A 16,017-nucleotide genomic window follows, 5' to 3' on the forward strand; every position below is an offset into this window, starting at 1 on the left:
AGCACCGCAGCTTTAATTGTGTGGTGTTGCCGCTATAAAGGAGAGAATCTTTTATGTCCAATAAAGTAACCGTTGCTGCGATTCAGATGACCTATGGTCTGGATGAAGCCTGCGAGAAGGTTCGTGAAGCGGCATCTCAGGGTGCGCAGATCATTTTGCTGCCCGAACTGTTTGAAAACTGGTATTTCTGTCAGGAAAAAAGCTATGAAAATTACCATTTAGCGACAACGCTCGAGGAAAATCCGGCGGTCCGCGAGATGCAGACTATTGCTCGTGATTTCAAGGTCGTCATTCCGGTCAGCTACTACGAGCGGGTCGGCGAGACCACGTTCAACACGGTGGCTGTCATTGACGCGGACGGCACGATCATGGGTCAGTACCGTAAGACCCACATTCCGGATGACCATTTCTATCAGGAAAAGTTCTATTTTACGCCCGGAAATACCGGATTCAAGGTCTGGGATACGGCTTATGCGAAAATCGGCGTCGGTATCTGCTGGGACCAGTGGTTCCCGGAGTCCGCGCGCTGCATGGCGCTGCAGGGCGCCGAGCTGCTGTTCTACCCGACGGCTATCGGCTCCGAGCCGATTCTCGACTGCGATTCCATGCCGCACTGGCGGCGCTGCATGCAGGGTCACGCGGCGGCGAATATTATGCCGCTGATCGCTGCAAACCGCATCGGCACCGAGACCGTAAAGCCGACTGAGGATAACCAGAACCAGTCGTCCTCGCTGACGTTTTACGGCTCGTCCTTTATCGCGGATGAGACCGGCGCGCTTGTCGAGCAGGCTGACCGCGAAAACGCAGGCGTGCTGACGCATACGTTCGATTTGGATGAAATCTGTGAGATGCGCCGTTTGTGGGGTGTCTACCGCGACCGGAGACCGGAAATGTATGGTGCAATGCGCGGCTACGGTTTATAAAATGGAAAATTGAGACACCCACCGCAGTGGGCGTCCGGCGAGTAACCGCCCACAGGGCGGCTCTTAGCGAGTCGGAATGGATAATGGAAAATTCTATTCACAAAAAACGCAGACTGAGAATATTCTCAGTCTGCGTTTTCTATATCATAGATATTATTTTGCGAGTTCCGCCAGGGATTCATCCATGTTGGTGTCTTCCGTCATGGTAATGCGGTGCATGCTGTACAGCGTCTGCGGCAAACCCTGTACGACCGCATTCACGCCCGGCTGGGTGGTGAACGTCAGCTCGATGCCCTGACTGCGCAGCGCATCCATCGTCAGCGTGCCGTATGCGCCTTCCGGATAGGACAGCGCGTTGACCTTCTCACCGGTGAGCGGCTCGATGGCCTGCTGGCTCTGCTGGATGTCAGCCCTGACAGCGGCTTCATAGTCCGCATCGCTTTCGCCGGGCAGCTGCGCGAGTGTTTCCCGAACACGGTCGTTTCCGTCCTCGAACGGCGGCCACTGGTGCATATCATAGGTGTGGCTCTGGATGGAAATCAGGCCGGAATCCACCATTTCCTGCATTTCAGCCGCGCCGAAGTGCGGTGTCATGGCGTGGTCGGTATCCTTGTAGGTGTCCTTGCCGATGGAAACGCCGATGGCGAAAATGGTCGCCTTCATGTTGTATTCCTTGAGGACAGGGAATGCGTCCTCGTAGTTGCTCAGATAGCCGTCGTCAAACGTGAGAACAATCGGCTTTTCGGGCAGCGGCGTACCGTTGTAGACGTAATCACGCAATTCCTCGAGCGAAATCGTGTTGCAGCCGGCATCGGAAAGCGCCTGAATCTGTTTGCGGAACGTCTCCGGCGAAATGGTAGCTGAGCCGCTCACCTCCTCGGTCAGCTGGTGCCACGTTAGCACCGGAACCTGAACGGCGGTGTCGTCGTCCGTGCGCGGTGCAGGACGCTGCGTGAAATAGTCATGCGGCGTGTCAGAGGTCACATAAGTGCCGAAATCCGATGGAATTGCGGTGATAGCAGGCGTAAAGTCGGGATACTCCTTCTCGGCAATGCGGGTTGCCATCATCTCGCCAATGTTGTTACGGAAGTGCGTGCTGTCGTAGAAGAAGCGCGGCTCGCTGCTGACAGACGAGGACGAAAAATCCCAGTAATCGGTCACTTTGGCAAGAGATTCGTAGAAATTCGTGATATCCTCGTCGTAAAAGTTCTTGTAATAGTCGGTGTACACCGGAGCGGTCAGCACAATCAGATTGACGCCGTTTTCCTCACAAACCTTGCGGATTGCGGCCACCGACTGCATGCAGGCTTCGGTCTTGTACAGGTGCAACGGCTCGTGGTTGGGATAATTGGTGAATACCGGATAGGCGTTCAGATAATCCGCGGTAGAGCCGATCGGCTCCACATCACGCACGCGCTTGTCATACGCACCGGTCTGCTCGTCGAATACGTCGAACGACTGCGGCATGAGCGTGTCCTTGCTCTTATTCACCAGCTTCTGATAGCCGTATCGCGGGTCCGCGGGGAGAAACCGCGAGTAATACGACAGCGCGGACATATCCGGGTCGGTTTTGTAGTGCAGACTATGGGTCAGCTTGTTGGACTCATCATCGTAGGTCAGTCCGTTGTCCAGATACACATTCAGCACCAGATTTTTGACCGTGTAGTTGTCGATCAGGTAGTTTGCAATCTTTTCGCAGTCCTTCATATCCGCGCCGTACATGATCATGTTGTAGAATCTGGCGTTCAGCATCTCGTTAAACGACTCGGTCGGCAGCGAGCTGGTGGACGAGCAGCCGAGAAAATACGAGTCGTACTCGTCATGGTGCTGCTCGAGATAGGAGATCTTCGCCGCACGCGGATTGTTGGTCTCGTCATACGAAAACCACTGCATAAATCGGTCACCGAATGCGCCGAACGGGTCGGTGACGTAGTTGAATCCGGCCAGCAGAACGGCCAGAATCAGCGCGATAACGGGCAGAGAAAGCACCCATTTTTTTGCGTTCATGTTCTGCCTCCTTAAAATTGCTTGTAGATGAACTCGGACGAGATGTATCCGGCACGGAAAATGCCGAACAGCAGCAGGACCACGAGCGAAACGGTTAGCACGGTCAGCTGCACGAGCGCCGGGCGCTCGTTGAGCCACGCCTGCACATCGGTGCCGCGTTCCTCAAAGAACTCCACACCGTGGACGATGAGAATGCCGACAAAAATGATGATAAAGTCGGAAATACTCAATCCAAGCGTCGGCACAACCGACGAAAACTCACTGAAATGCGGATGCAGCACGGTTGTGCCGAGCAGCGCGAATACAGTTTTGAGACGCGGTGCGCGGGTGAAATAACGGCCGATAAACACCAGTCCGAACGTGCGGACGGTCATAAAGATGCGCCAGCCGGTCGATTTGTCGTTGATGTGCAGCTTTTCCTTCCACGAAAGGAAGCGGCGCTCCATCAGCAGGGAAGCGGTAATGAGGATACCGTTCCACAGGCCGAACGCAATGTAGCGGAAGTTGGCGCCGTGCCAGATGCCGATGATCAAATACACGATAAACGTAGCGGTCGAGGTGGCACAGATCTTGCCCATCATGCCCTTGAAATGCTTGCGCGCCCACTTGCCGAGCTTGCCGAACGGCTTGGAAAACGCCAGAGGATAGAACACATAGTCGCGCATCCACGCACCGAGTGTGATGTGCCAGCGGCGCCAGTAGTCGGTGAGCGAGGTGGAAAACAGCGGTCGGCGGAAGTTGAGTGTCATATCGATGCCGAACATGCGCGCGACGCCGCGTGTGATGTCGATGCCGCCGGAAAAATCGCAGTACAGCTGAATGCAGTAAAACAGAATACCGAGCGCAATGACAGCACCGCCGTAGGGACAGTTCTCCATGATGACGTTGTTTACCAGAACAGCCGCGCGGTCGGCGATGACGATTTTTTTGAAGTACCCCCAGAGCGCCAGCTGAATGCCGATCTGCAGGTCGTCCCAGCACAGCTTGCGCTCTGCGGTAAGCTGCGGCGCCAGCTGATCGAAACGGCTGATCGGTCCCTGCACCATCTGCGGGAAGAACGATACGAACAGACCGTAGCGCAGCGGATTGCGCTCGGGCGCATATTTGCCGCGGTACACGTCAATAACGTAGCTCATGGACTGGAAAATGAAAAACGACAGACCGAGCGGCACGACAAAATCCCATCGGGGAATGTGATTGCCGAGCGCGGACGGCAGCAGCTCGAGCGTGAAATTCCAGTATTTCATCGCGTAGAGCAAGCCAAAACAGCAGACCGCGCAAATTACCGCGATCTGCCTCTTTTTGTGCTGTATTTGGGTCTTTTGCGCCTTGTCGGCAGGCTTGATGGCGTTATAGCACCCGAGAATGAGTCCGGTTACCCAGGTCATTCCGGCCACCAGAACCACCCACGCAAACGCCTTGACCGAGCCGGCCATGTAAAACGCCGCACTCGCCAGCAGCAGGATGCACCACTGTGCCTTTTTCGGCACGATGTAGTAGAGCAGCACGCTCGCAATGGTAAGTACGATAAATGAAGCGGAAGTAAAAGCCATTAGTCCTGCGCGTTCTCGATCAGTTCAACGATGGCGTCAACCGAGTTGAAGTTCTCCGGCGTCAGGTCGTTGACACCCAGCTGAACGTCAAACTCCTCCATCAGCTCGGAAATAACGGCTACGATGTCGAGGGAATCGATGATGCCGTCGTCGATGATGGCAGTTTCGTTCTCAAAGTCGTTGCGGGGCAGATCTCATTCAGAATTTCGATAATTTTTTCTCTCATGGTCGATTTCTCCTTTAATTATATTGCAGCACGGCGGAAGTCCATCCGTCGGGCCGGTAGCCGTGTTGTTCGTAAAAATGCTCGGCCGGAGCATTGCCGGTCCGCGCCCATACCTGACTTTTTGCGCCGTCTGTCACATTCAGGTAGGCGGTGAGCAGTTCACATGCAAGTCCGCGTCCGCGGCAGTCCGCACGCACGGCAAGGTGCCGAATCTCGGTCGAGACGCGGGAAACCGCAAAATGCAGCACGCCGGAAACGCCCTGTTCGTCCCGGGTGATAACGGTGTGGCCGGTTGCGAGGTTTTCACGCAGATCGTCCGCAGTCGGCAGACAGCCGGTGAGAGCGGAGAAGTGCTCACTTAAAAAGTGGGAAACATCCTCGAAATCCTCCGGCTTTGCAGGAACTGCGGTTGTTTCCGCCGGAAATGCTTCCGGTTTGCGGGTGCGCCGCGTGCGGCGCAGCACCTGACGAAAACCGAGGGCACAGAACGGCTCGGCGGCATTAGCCATGACCTCCGCGTCTTTCGCGCGGCAGGACAGCTCGGTCACAACCGGTCTGTCCGTCTCCGGCAGGGAAAGCACCGCGTTCGGGTGCAGATAAAACGTCATCACAAGGTGGTCGCCGCGTTCGCGGAACAGCAGCAGTGCGCCGTCTGCCTCGTGGATGTACAGTCCGTTTGCGATTTCGCGCGTGTAGTCCTCACCGCGCAGAAAGTTGTTGGTGAGGACACCGCGCTTGAGCTGTGCGTTCAGCAGATCGGAAATCTGTGCGAAATTCTCAATCTTCCGCATGGATAAATTGCTCCTTCAGCTTGACACGGTCGATCTTGCCGTTGGCGTTCATCGGCAGTGCGTCCAGCTTTTCGTAGATGTTGGGCAGCATATACTTGGGCACCAGCCTGCGCATGGCACGCGCGAGTGCCGCGGCGTCCGGCTCGCCTCGTAGATGCAGAGGATGCGGTCGCGGCTGCGGTCAAACAGGCAGGCTGCGGCCGCGATGCCGTCCACGCTGTGCAGCGCGGTCTCGATTTCGCCAAGCTCGATGCGGTAGCCCATGTGCTTGATCTGTCCGTCCTGCCGCGACAGGAAATACAGCAGACCGTCGTCCTTCTTGACGGCAATATCGCCTGTGCGGTACAGAATATCGCGGAAATACGGGTTTGTCGGGTTTTGGATGAAGCATTCGTTCGTCTTTTCCCAGTTGCCGAAGTAGCCGCTGGCCAGTCCGCTGCCGCGCACGCAGATCTCGCCGGCCTCGCCGTCCGGAACGGGCTTGCCGTCCTTGTCGAGCAGTATAATCTGCATGTTGCGGCAGGCTTTGCCGATCGGAATGGCTTCATCGTCGCGGTAGTCGCGGGTGAGATGGAATGCGGCACAGTCCACGGTGGTCTCGGTCGGTCCGTACATATTGACAACCTCGAGACCCGGAATCGCGGCCTTCCACGCGTTCACATAGCGCGCCTGCAGCGCTTCACCGCCGAGAGCGGCTTTGCGCAGCGTGGGCGGCGCGCACTTGCTCAGTGCACCCGAGCTTGCCACAAAGTGGAACGCGCTGGTCGCCCAGTTGATGGCGGTCACGCCGACACGCTCCATCTCCTTGAGCAGCAGCATCGGGAAGGTAAACAGCTTTTTCGAGAAAATATGGCAGGTTGCACCGAGCGAAAGGGTCTGGTACAGATCCTTGCACGAAAGATCAAAGTAAAACGGCGCCTGATTGCCGAAAATATCATGCTCGGTGTAGCCGCAGAACTCGCTCATCCAGTCGGTGAAGTCGATGACCGCACGGTGCGGAATGACGATTCCCTTCGGCGCACCGGTCGAACCCGAGGTGAACAGCAGGTAAACCGGGTCGATATCCAGTACGCTCTCACGGATGGACTGCAGCAGGTTTGCGTCAGCCGGTGCTGCAAAGCCCTCGTCCATCGAGATGAGCGGGGCACAGTCGGCAAGCGGCTCAGCCTGCCTGCGGTTGCCCTCGGCGTAGACGATGGCAACAGGATGGACCTGCTCGAAAATACGGCGGATACGCGCTTCCGGCATGTGGTCGTCGATCGGAACGTAACAGCCGCCCGCATACAGCACACCCTGCATCGCGGCAACGCTTTCGGCCGTGCGGCCGATCAAAACCGCGACCGGCTTGTGCAGCGTATCGACGGTTTTGGCAAGGTGGGTGCCCAGACCCTGTGCGGCCTTCAGCAGCTCGCCGAAGGTGAACACGCGGTTCTCATCGCAGAACGCAGGCTTGTCCGCGTGCATTCGGGCAGAGGATTCCAAATATTCGAGTACATTTTTTCTCATAGACATACTTCCTCATTATGATAGTCTATTTTATCATAGAGGGCGGAAAAAGTAAACGGAAAACGGCGGTCACGCCGGAGAATCCATCCATTCTGCAGTCTGCTGCAGGATGGTATGCAGAACGGTAATATCCCGCAGAACGTCGCCGGTTTCCATTGAGTGGTTGGCGTTTTCGGTCAGATAGAGCGGAATGCCGATTTTCCGGCAGCCGTCCGTGATTATCTCGGTATCCGCCCACGGATCGGCGGTGCCGTGAAAGGCAATGCCGGTCGGGTCGAGATAGGGCAGGGCTTGCTCAATCGGTGTGTAGTACACCTGCCGCGGATGAATGCCCTGCCGGACGGCGTAGCGTGCGGCAATCGCAGTGCCGATGCTTTTCGAGAGGAAGAAAACGCGGTCGTAAGCGGTCCAGTCGATGGCGGTAAGCTGTTCCTCTGCGGCAGAAAGCGCGGTCTGCACAGCTTGTTCGATTTTTTCGGTGTGACCTCTTAAACCGGTCGGCAGAGCGGGATACTGCACCGCGAGCAGGTAACAGCCGCGTGCGCGTGCAAGTTTTGCGCTGTAATACAGCAGCGGTTTGTCGATATGGTAGCCGATGCCGGGGAACAGCACGGCAAGCTGGTTGCTCATAGGTAAGGCTCCTTTGGGGAAAATGCAGGATTACTCCGCCAGCTCCCGCACGGCGGCAATTGCGGTATCGACCTCATTTTCCGTGTTAAAATACGAAAAGCTGAAGCGAACCGCGCCCTGCTGCACGGTGCCGAGCGCCTCGTGCATGCGCGGCGCACAGTGTGCACCGGCGCGTGTGGCGATGTCATAATCGGCAAACAGCGCGTCCGCGACCTCGGCGGAGTCATAATCGCGGATGTTAAGTGCCACGACAGCTGCGCGTTCCGGCCGGGAGAAATTGCCGTAGACGGTCACGCCGTCAATGCCCTTCACACCGTCGTAAAACCGCCGCATGAGTGCGCGTTCGTGTGCTCCAATAGCCGAAACATCGGCTTTTTCGATAAATTTCAGCGCGGCATGCAGTCCGGCGATGCCGTGCGTATTGAGCGTGCCCGCCTCGAGCCGTGCAGGATACGCCTGCGGCTGTTCGCGGTCGTAGGAGTGAATGCCGGTGCCGCCGCGGAGCAGCGGCCGAAGCTCTACGCCCGGTCGGATGCACAGACCGCCGGTTCCCTGCGGACCCATCAGGCCCTTGTGGCCGGTGAAGCAGAGCACGTCAATGTTCATGCGCTGCATGTTGATTGGCACCGCGCCTGCCGTCTGCGATGCATCGACAACCAGAAGGGCACCGTGTTCGTGCGCCATTGTACCGATTTTGGCGATATCGAGCAGGTTTCCGGTCAGATTGGATGCATGCGTGCAGACAACGGCCTTGGTTTCCGGTCGAAAGAGCGTTTCCATATCCTCATAGCGGATATTGCCCTGACGGTCCGCCGGTACAAAATCTACCGATACGCCGCGCATCTGCAGATCATACAGCGGACGGAGCACGGAATTGTGTTCCAAATCAGTCGAAATGACGTGATCACCGGACGAAAACAGACCGTAGAGTGCAATATTCAGCGCCTCGGTGGAGTTCGCGGTGAACACAACATGGTCCGCACGCGGACAGCCGAACAGCTTCGCCAGCTTGCTCCGCGTTTCGAACACCATGCGTGACGCGGAAAGCGACACGCCGTGTGCGCCGCGCGATGCATTTCCTGCGGTAAGAATGGCGTTTTTGACCGCCTCTGCGACTTCAGGCGGCTTGTGCAGCGTGGTCGCTGCGTTATCCAGATAAATCATGATTTCCTCCGTCAGTCGAACAGTTCGACGAGAGCATGTGTCTCGAATCCGATGCCGGTTTCATGCAGAGTGTCGAGGAGCACCTGTTCCTCACTTGTTTCGGCCTTCCATGCCAGTCCGCAGCCTGCGCTCACCTGAGAGGGAATCGGGATCATACGTCCGGGCAGACCGCGCTGCGTGAACATGGCTTCTGCCGCGAGTGCCTGCTCGGTGGACGCGAACGCGATGACCGCAAACGGCCGTTTGCGCCGCATCACGGGCGCAGAATGAGGTCGGCCTGCATCTGCTTCTCTGTGATGACATACATGTTGGTCACGTCACCAACTGCCAGCTTGTCGGTCAGGCCATAGTGGTTGAGACAGGTACCGCAGGTCAGAATCTCCACACCGAGCGATGCCAGGTTTTTCAGATCCTCGAGCGATGCCGAGTCTTCGCAGGTCAGGCGTGCGCCGCCGTTGTAGAACAGAATCGTGCTCGGCAGGTGCTCCTGCTGGGTGAGCGCAAAAATAAAGCCCTTGATGAGAATGCGGCCCAGCTCCTCATCGCCATCGCCCATATGGTCGGCGGAAATGACAACGACCGTCTTTTTCTGCGCCGCCGGTACGGTGCAGGCAATCTGCTCATCGGCTTCTGCCTTGCCGATGGAATTTTCAGTCGTGATCGTCACGCAGAATTCCTTGTCCGAGCGTTTTTCGGTCGTGATCGAGCAGCCCTTGCTCTCCGCAAGGCGGGTCAGGTTCTGCACCGCAATTTCGTTATCTACCAGCGTCTGAACCGTGCCCGCACCTTTCAAATCCTGCAGCGCGTGCAGCGTTTTGATGACCGGAATCGGACATGCGTCACCGAGCGCATTCACTTGTACCATAATAAAGTTCCTCCTTTTGGGGATGTTCTGTGGATAGTATAGCACAATAAATCACTGAAAACCATAATTTATCCATAGGATTGTGGAATACTGGGATGAGAGGACGGTTTTTCTTGACGGTGCTCTCTTAAAAAGGGTAAAATTATAATGTATTTTACAAAAGTACGCAAAATTTATTCGCAAATCGCTTTTGTTCAATTATGCGGTATTGCCTTAAATGATAATTATCTATTCGTAACCTTATATAGAACACATTTACAGATATTACTTGCTTATTTGAACTGTGTTACCGGAACATTATCTATGGATAACCCGAATATCCGATATCTGATACAAAATCGTTATCTGATTGACTGACACGCAGAAAGGAGGCATAACCATGCGATCCCACACCTACCTTGCCATCGACCTGAAATCCTTTTATGCCTCCGTGGAGTGCCGGGAGCGTGACCTCGATCCGCTCGACACGCACCTTGTTGTCGCGGACGAGACCCGCACGGACAAGACCATCTGTCTGGCAGTCACGCCGTCGCTGAAAAGCTACGGCATTTCCGGCCGCGGACGGCTGTTTGAGGTACGTCAGCGCGTTAAGCAGGTCAATGCCGAGCGGCAGCGCCGTGCGCCCGGGCATACATTCACCGGCGCGTCTTACTCTGCTGCGGAACTGCGGGAAAACCCGTCTCTTGCGATGAATTTCATCATCGCACCGCCGCATATGGCGAATTATATGGCGTACAGCAGCCGGATTTATGCCATTTATATGAAATATGTCGCACCGGAGGACATGGTTGTGTACTCGATCGACGAGGTGTTCATGGACGTGACCGGCTATCTTCAGACCTACGGCCTGACCGCGCGTGAGCTGGCACGGAAAATCATTCTCGATGTGCTGAACACCACCGGCATCACGGCCACAGCAGGCATCGGCACCAACCTGTTTCTTTGCAAGGTGGCGATGGATATTGTTGCTAAGCACGTTCCCGCCGACCGCGACGGCGTGCGTATCGCCGAGCTGGACGAGCGCAGATTCCGGCATGAACTGTGGTCACATCAGCCGCTCACTGATTTCTGGCGCGTGGGACGCGGCACCGCGAAAAAGCTCGAGCAGTACGGCATGTGCACCATGGGCGATATCGCGCTGTGCTCGGAGAAAAGCGAGGATCTGCTGTATAAGTTGTTCGGCAAAAACGCGGAGCTGCTCATCGACCATGCGTGGGGATGGGAGCCGTGCACGGTCGCAGATATCAAAGCCTACAAGCCGAGCACCAACAGCATCAGCACCGGGCAGGTGCTCGCGTGTCCGTATACAGCGGACAAGGCACGTCTGGTTGTCCGCGAAATGGCGGATCAGCTGGTACTCGATCTGGTGAGCAAGGGCTTTGTCACCGACCGGCTTGTGCTGACCGTCGGATACGATATTGATAACCTGAACGATCCGGCACGGCGGATTAACTACCACGGCAAGACCGAGACCGATCGCTACGGGCGCACGCTTCCAAAATCTGCACACGGCACGCAGAGTCTCGGAGAACTGACCTCGTCTACGCGAAAGCTCATGGACGCAGCGACCACGCTGTTCGACCGTATTATCGACCCGAATCTGCTCATCCGGCGCATGTATCTGGTGGCAGATCACATCCTTCCGGAATCTGACGCGCCCCAGCCGGCTCGGTGTGAGCAGCTTGACCTGTTTACCGACTATGCTGCCGAGCAGGAGCGCCGGAGGGCAGAGCAGACCGCACTCGAGCGGGAGCGAAAGCTGCAGCAGGCGGCGCTTGCCATCAAGGGCAAATACGGCAAAAACGCGCTGCTTAAGGGCATGAACCTCGAGAAAGGCGCGACTGCCATCGAGCGAAACGGAAAAATCGGCGGGCATAACGCATAATCGGAAAAACATGCTAAGGCAATGTAAATATATTGCCTGATTCTGCCTCTTCACGGACGTTCTGTGTCGAAAATTCGACATTTCAGGCAGTCATCCTTGTATATGGCAATCAAAGGAAATATAATATATTCATAATAATATGGGAAATATATCTTTTCTGGAAGGATTGCGAAGCCGCAAGGCAGCTGCATACGGAGAAGCTAATGAAAATTATCTGCGAAAAAGGCTATCACGCCGGAAATGTCCTGCGTCTGGTAGCGGAATATTTGGAAAAACGATATCCGGATGATATGATTCTGGATGAAAATATGGAAATCACGCTTTCACTCAAGAACGGTGAGAACGGTCAGCCCATCGTGCTCGGTGAAGAGGAACTGCAGCTGTCGCACCATACAGCCGACCATTCCGAGGACTACTATAATCATGATGTGCTGACCCATTTGTACACGCGCTGCAAGTACGAGCACGACCTCAAGGTCTTTCAGCTGGCGAATTATGCGCGGCTGACCTGCATTTATATGGATGCCGTCGGCCTGCATGAGATCAACAACCACTTGGGACATGAGGCCGGAGACCACATGCTGTGCTCGATTGCGGACGGGATTCGAAAGTATTTCCCGGATGACTGCGCGTATCGTATTGGCGGTGACGAGTTTGTCCTGCTGTGTCCGGCGCGTCAGCCGGAGGAGCTTGCAGAAAGCCTTGCGGCGTTCTGCGGCACAATCCGTGAGATGGGGTATGAGGTCTCGGTCGGCGTATCTGAGAGCACGGACAGACAGACGCTGAACGAGACGGTCAATCAGGCTGAAACGGCCATGCGGCATGACAAAATGGAGTTTTACCGCAATAACGGCGGTATCCGTCAAATGCGTATCATCGACGATAAGCTGAAGCAGCTGCTCATCAAAAAGCGGGATGTCACCCGTTTTCTGCAGGCGATCGCACCGCTTTACAGGGGAGTGTACATGGTCAATATCAAGCAGGATACCTGTCGGTATATCTATGTTCCGTCATATTTTAAGACCATGCTGGAGAATAATCATCATGCGTTTATGTCTTCCGTGCGTGAGTACTGCCGCGAACTGGTCCACCCGGAGTATCATGACGAATTTGCAAAGCTGCTGGATTACAGCTATATAGAGGAGCAGATTGCGGCGCATGGTTCGCTGAAGATGACCTATCAGATACGGGACGGCAGCCGGGTACATCTCAAAATCACCATGGCCGACCGGAGTTCCGCAGACGTACATGAGCTGCTGTGGATTTTTCTGGACGAAACGCAATAGAAGAAAGCAGGTGAAGCATGTCCGTAATAGACAATCGAAAATACGCCGGGATTATGAATCTGCCGCATCATGTCTCCTCAACCCGTCCGCAGATGCCCATAAGCGACCGTGCGGCGCAGTTTTCACCGTTTGCGGCGCTGACCGGATATGCCGGTGTTATCCGTGAGACAGCGCGGCTGACCGACCGTAAAATCGAGCTGGACGAGACCATGCTGACCGCACTTAACGAGCGGTATCGGCTGCTGCTTTCCGTGCTCGATACAGAACCCGAGGTGGAGATCACCTATTTTGTGCCGGATGAACGCAAATCCGGCGGTGCATACCGCACAGTTTCCGGTGTGGTCAAAAAGGCGGATGAATTCGCGCGGCGGCTGACCCTGACAGACGGCACGGTGATTCCGATGGAGGATGTGCTGATGCTGGACGGGGCAATATTTGGACAGAATGAATAAGAAAATCCACGCTCTTCACAAAGAAGAGCGTGGATTTTTGTATAGTTAGCGCAAGGAATCGAGTTCTTCCTGCAGATACCGGAAGAACAGGCCTGCGTGGTATCCATCTGCTACCGCATGTGCGATGGTGATATTGACCGGCATATTGACCTTGCCGCCGCATTTTTCATACCTTCCCATGACAACGATGGGGAAGTATGCAGGCTGTCCGTCCGCGACGCGGCTGCCGCAGCCGGTAAACGCCGTCCACGGCGTACAGGATACGCAGTAGAAATTCGCAGGCTGGTTCGGCTTGGTCTTGATGCCCTTGACATCCTTGTAGGTCTGCATATCTGCGGTAATGGCGTTGTAAAACGTGGGGAAATCCTCGGAAAAGTCCGTCCAGCAGTCGGAAAATGTGCAGTCATCCGGATGAAAGAACGTGAAATTCGGCACGATTTTATCCCAGACACAGAGTTCGCCGTCCGCGTTTTTGAACATGCGGAAGTTCTCGATGCGGCCCAGCGCCTTGGTGACGCAGTAAATCGCCGCTGCGTAGAATTTACAGCCGTGTGCATGACAGAAACGGAGCAGGTTTTGCACATCCACCGGCGCCGTCATATTGAATTCAACCTTGAGAGCCTCGGTATAGTAGCGGTAGTGCTCACGGCGAGGCCAGCTTTCCATATCGACTTTTTTGAAGGCTTGCATAGCGTTCCATCCTTTCCGAACCCTGCAGATACACGCCCTGACTTTTTTGGCATTTGCAAAGCAAATGCTATTCATGCGCACTAACGCGCGAAATTCAAAATATTGATGATACGACTTGTTCAATAATCTTGCTGCTGTCAAATCTGCTGCTCCGCAGCGAACTGTGCCGCGCCTGCGGCAGCTTCCTCACGGCCATCGGACAGCGTGAGCGGACAGCCGAAGGCAGTCTCAAAGCGCTGCTGCAGATACCGGTTCTGCCGCAGACCGTTGCCCGAGCCGATCAGCCTTTTCGGCGTACCGCCGGCCTGCCGATATGCGGTGTACATGCGGTGCAGCTCGTCGGCCATGCCGTCCATCACGCCGTAAATCAGGTGTAAAGGCGTGAAATTATGCGTTGTAAGACCGGAAATACTGCCGGTCAGGCTGCTGTCCGCACGCGTGCCTTCAAACAGGGTGCAGATGGCAGGCACATCATCCGGACGCGGATTTTCATCCAGCAGACGCGCCATTGCGTCGTAGCAGCTGTGCACTTCCGTGCCGAGCATGGACGCGGTGGAGCGGAAAAACTGCTCGAGCAGCGCGTAAGCGCGTCCGCCGCACAGCGAAGCACCGGCCAGAAGATAGCCGCCGCCCGGCATGGGACGGGTCTCTAAGCCGTCTGCCTGCAGATAGTGCGGCGTAAACACGGAAAACTGACTGCCGGTGCCGACATTCACGAGCATTTCAGCGGTTTTGTCGCGCACCGAGCGCAGAAAGCTGGCTTGATTGTCACCGATGGCGGCACAGACAGCCGCATTCCGGAAGTACCCGATTACCGGTTCAGCAGCAAGCTGCGGGACAAAGCTCGGGGCGATACCGGCTTTTTGCAGAGCGTTTTGGTCGAAAGCACAGCGTTCCGCGTCGAAGAAGCCGATGCTTGCGGCGTTGCTGGCATCCATGCGCGGCGCAGCCAATCCGCACAGCCGCATGGCAAGGTAGTCACCGATGGTGCAGCAGGTGACGGCGGCGGGCGGCACAAGTCCGGCGGCAAGGTTGTACGCGTGCGTTACCAGACCATAGCCTGCCGCGGCAAGGTATCCGGTCACGCGCGTGAGATACTGCACCCAGCTTTCGGTTTTGCTGTGCGGCAGGCTGCCGCGTGCGTCCTGCCAGGTGTACAGCGGACTGACGGCATTACCGTCCGCATCCACATACAGAATGCCGTGCATTTGCCCAGTTACGCCGATGGAATGAATATCCGGATAGCGTTCAAACAGCATTTGCACGACAGATAGTGCGGTTTGCGTGATCTTTTCCACGTCTTGCTCGCGTGCGCACGCCAGCGCAGACGGAATAAAGGCACTGTTTGCCCGCGTTTCGCTGGCGAGGAACTGCTCGTCCTCGAGCACAGCCGCGCTGATTGTTGTGGTGCCGATGTCAATGCCTAATGTTTTCATGCTGGGTCCCTCGGTTCGCCTGATGGTTCTGTCAGCAGTATAGCACAGCGGAGCGTGTATGAAAAGAAATTGCGCACAAATTTGTCCACAAGTTTGTGGATAATTTACCGACTTGAAAAACGAGTTGCACATGCTATAATAAAGTCGCAAAACAGAGAAAAGGGGAGCGAACAACATGGACCGAAATTTTCTCAAGCAGAGCATTCGGCGTGGGCTGGACTATTACAAGGATGGCCTGTTCAACGAGGACGAGGATGAATACTGGGAGCGTGCATGGGCGGCGCCGGACGATGATGACAGCATGGCGGAAAACGGCTTTCTCAATGTAGCGATGGCGCACCTGCAGGGCGATGAATGCGACGAAATCGTGCTGCTCGGCACGGAATACGGCTATCATGAGCCGGATTACGACAGTTATATCGACATCGGACACGCCTTTGTCAACGATATGGGCACCGGATTTCTGCAGACCGAGGGCACCGAGGATGACTGGGAACAGCTGATTGACGATATTGCGGAAATTCTGGATGGAAAGATGGAGTAGCTTTCCACCGAGTTATCCACATTGCTGTGGATAAAAAATAAAACGCTCGAGTAATCTCG

Annotated in this window: 16 protein-coding genes; 5 read left to right on the forward strand and 11 right to left on the reverse strand. The window is 55.6% G+C overall.

Annotation, left to right across the window (positions count from 1 at the left end):
* Positions 1 to 53 precede the first annotated feature (53 nt).
* Positions 54 to 923, forward strand: coding sequence for an N-carbamoylputrescine amidase (aguB, locus tag DXB00_RS07155; protein WP_118729958.1), 870 nt, complete (start codon positions 54 to 56; stop codon positions 921 to 923).
* Between the two features lie 153 nt (positions 924 to 1,076).
* Here aguB and DXB00_RS07160 read toward each other — a convergent pair whose 3' ends face one another.
* The 9 genes from DXB00_RS07160 to yedF form a co-directional block, all read right to left on the reverse strand.
* Positions 1,077 to 2,930: a polysaccharide deacetylase family protein gene (locus tag DXB00_RS07160; protein WP_118729957.1), complete on the reverse strand. Its 1,854-nt coding sequence runs from the start codon at positions 2,928 to 2,930 to the stop codon at positions 1,077 to 1,079.
* Positions 2,931 to 2,941: 11 nt separating this feature from the next.
* Complete coding sequence (locus DXB00_RS07165; RefSeq protein WP_119214704.1) at positions 2,942 to 4,483, reverse strand: MBOAT family O-acyltransferase; 1,542 nt, start codon at positions 4,481 to 4,483, stop codon at positions 2,942 to 2,944.
* Complete coding sequence (locus DXB00_RS18155; RefSeq protein ID WP_442861363.1) at positions 4,483 to 4,674, reverse strand: acyl carrier protein; 192 nt, start codon at positions 4,672 to 4,674, stop codon at positions 4,483 to 4,485. The genes DXB00_RS07165 and DXB00_RS18155 overlap by 1 nt, the downstream gene beginning before the upstream one ends.
* Before the next feature lie 49 nt (positions 4,675 to 4,723).
* On the reverse strand, positions 4,724 to 5,500 hold the full coding sequence (locus DXB00_RS07175; RefSeq protein ID WP_119214705.1) for a GNAT family N-acetyltransferase: 777 nt from the start codon (positions 5,498 to 5,500) through the stop codon (positions 4,724 to 4,726).
* A 48-nt stretch (positions 5,501 to 5,548) separates the two neighbouring features.
* Positions 5,549 to 7,006, reverse strand: coding sequence for an amino acid adenylation domain-containing protein (locus DXB00_RS07180; RefSeq protein WP_158581272.1), 1,458 nt, complete (start codon positions 7,004 to 7,006; stop codon positions 5,549 to 5,551).
* Positions 7,007 to 7,075: 69 nt separating this feature from the next.
* On the reverse strand, positions 7,076 to 7,636 hold the full coding sequence (locus DXB00_RS07185) for an alpha/beta hydrolase (RefSeq protein WP_118729953.1): 561 nt from the start codon (positions 7,634 to 7,636) through the stop codon (positions 7,076 to 7,078).
* 30 nt (positions 7,637 to 7,666) lie between these two features.
* The gene (locus tag DXB00_RS07190; RefSeq protein ID WP_118729952.1) at positions 7,667 to 8,800 is read right to left on the reverse strand and encodes an aminotransferase class V-fold PLP-dependent enzyme; all 1,134 of its coding nucleotides are present in this window, start codon (positions 8,798 to 8,800) and stop codon (positions 7,667 to 7,669) included.
* A gap of 11 nt (positions 8,801 to 8,811) precedes the next feature.
* Positions 8,812 to 9,054: a DUF3343 domain-containing protein gene (locus tag DXB00_RS07195; protein ID WP_118729951.1), complete on the reverse strand. Its 243-nt coding sequence runs from the start codon at positions 9,052 to 9,054 to the stop codon at positions 8,812 to 8,814.
* Positions 9,054 to 9,665, reverse strand: coding sequence for a sulfurtransferase-like selenium metabolism protein YedF (gene yedF / locus DXB00_RS07200; RefSeq protein WP_118729950.1), 612 nt, complete (start codon positions 9,663 to 9,665; stop codon positions 9,054 to 9,056). Before yedF ends, DXB00_RS07195 begins: the two co-directional genes overlap by 1 nt.
* A 379-nt stretch (positions 9,666 to 10,044) precedes the next feature.
* Between yedF and DXB00_RS07205 the strand changes: the two genes are divergently transcribed.
* The 3 genes from DXB00_RS07205 (at position 10,045) to DXB00_RS07215 (ending at position 13,288) form a co-directional block, all read left to right on the forward strand.
* Positions 10,045 to 11,550 (forward strand): Y-family DNA polymerase, encoded by a 1,506-nt coding sequence (locus DXB00_RS07205; protein WP_118729949.1) that lies wholly within the window; start codon positions 10,045 to 10,047, stop codon positions 11,548 to 11,550.
* A gap of 203 nt (positions 11,551 to 11,753) precedes the next feature.
* Positions 11,754 to 12,836, forward strand: coding sequence for a GGDEF domain-containing protein (locus DXB00_RS07210; protein WP_118729948.1), 1,083 nt, complete (start codon positions 11,754 to 11,756; stop codon positions 12,834 to 12,836).
* A 17-nt stretch (positions 12,837 to 12,853) separates the two neighbouring features.
* Entirely contained in the window at positions 12,854 to 13,288 is a 435-nt protein-coding gene (locus DXB00_RS07215) for a hypothetical protein (RefSeq protein WP_118729947.1), read from the forward strand.
* 45 nt (positions 13,289 to 13,333) lie between these two features.
* Here the strand turns inward: DXB00_RS07215 and DXB00_RS07220 are convergent, their stop codons facing one another.
* Positions 13,334 to 13,978 (reverse strand): CatA-like O-acetyltransferase, encoded by a 645-nt coding sequence (locus DXB00_RS07220; protein ID WP_118729946.1) that lies wholly within the window; start codon positions 13,976 to 13,978, stop codon positions 13,334 to 13,336.
* A 137-nt stretch (positions 13,979 to 14,115) separates the two neighbouring features.
* A complete protein-coding gene (locus DXB00_RS07225; RefSeq protein WP_118729945.1) occupies positions 14,116 to 15,414 on the reverse strand; it encodes a sedoheptulokinase in 1,299 nt (432 codons plus the stop codon).
* A gap of 175 nt (positions 15,415 to 15,589) precedes the next feature.
* Between DXB00_RS07225 and DXB00_RS07230 the strand changes: the two genes are divergently transcribed.
* Positions 15,590 to 15,958, forward strand: coding sequence for a hypothetical protein (locus tag DXB00_RS07230; RefSeq protein ID WP_118729944.1), 369 nt, complete (start codon positions 15,590 to 15,592; stop codon positions 15,956 to 15,958).
* Positions 15,959 to 16,017 lie beyond the last annotated feature (59 nt).

This window comes from Butyricicoccus sp. OF10-2 (genome assembly GCF_003481925.1).
GTDB classification, from domain to species: domain Bacteria; phylum Bacillota; class Clostridia; order Oscillospirales; family Butyricicoccaceae; genus Agathobaculum; species Agathobaculum butyriciproducens.

Excerpts from the sequence above, each read along its gene's own strand:
- DXB00_RS07190 (WP_118729952.1), bottom strand. The coding sequence starts at position 8,800 with ATGATTTATCTGGATAACGCAGCGACCACGCTGCACAAGCCGCCTGAA.
- yedF (WP_118729950.1), bottom strand. The coding sequence starts at position 9,665 with ATGGTACAAGTGAATGCGCTCGGTGACGCATGTCCGATTCCGGTCATC.
- DXB00_RS07175 (WP_119214705.1), bottom strand. The coding sequence starts at position 5,500 with ATGCGGAAGATTGAGAATTTCGCACAGATTTCCGATCTGCTGAACGCA.
- DXB00_RS07220 (WP_118729946.1), bottom strand. The coding sequence starts at position 13,978 with ATGCAAGCCTTCAAAAAAGTCGATATGGAAAGCTGGCCTCGCCGTGAG.
- aguB (WP_118729958.1), top strand. The coding sequence starts at position 54 with ATGTCCAATAAAGTAACCGTTGCTGCGATTCAGATGACCTATGGTCTG.
- DXB00_RS07185 (WP_118729953.1), bottom strand. The coding sequence starts at position 7,636 with ATGAGCAACCAGCTTGCCGTGCTGTTCCCCGGCATCGGCTACCATATC.
- DXB00_RS07165 (WP_119214704.1), bottom strand. The coding sequence starts at position 4,483 with ATGGCTTTTACTTCCGCTTCATTTATCGTACTTACCATTGCGAGCGTG.
- DXB00_RS07225 (WP_118729945.1), bottom strand. The coding sequence starts at position 15,414 with ATGAAAACATTAGGCATTGACATCGGCACCACAACAATCAGCGCGGCT.
- DXB00_RS07160 (WP_118729957.1), bottom strand. The coding sequence starts at position 2,930 with ATGAACGCAAAAAAATGGGTGCTTTCTCTGCCCGTTATCGCGCTGATT.
- DXB00_RS07195 (WP_118729951.1), bottom strand. The coding sequence starts at position 9,054 with ATGCGGCGCAAACGGCCGTTTGCGGTCATCGCGTTCGCGTCCACCGAG.
- DXB00_RS07205 (WP_118729949.1), top strand. The coding sequence starts at position 10,045 with ATGCGATCCCACACCTACCTTGCCATCGACCTGAAATCCTTTTATGCC.
- DXB00_RS07210 (WP_118729948.1), top strand. The coding sequence starts at position 11,754 with ATGAAAATTATCTGCGAAAAAGGCTATCACGCCGGAAATGTCCTGCGT.
- DXB00_RS07180 (WP_158581272.1), bottom strand. The coding sequence starts at position 7,006 with ATGAGAAAAAATGTACTCGAATATTTGGAATCCTCTGCCCGAATGCAC.
- DXB00_RS07215 (WP_118729947.1), top strand. The coding sequence starts at position 12,854 with ATGTCCGTAATAGACAATCGAAAATACGCCGGGATTATGAATCTGCCG.
- DXB00_RS07230 (WP_118729944.1), top strand. The coding sequence starts at position 15,590 with ATGGACCGAAATTTTCTCAAGCAGAGCATTCGGCGTGGGCTGGACTAT.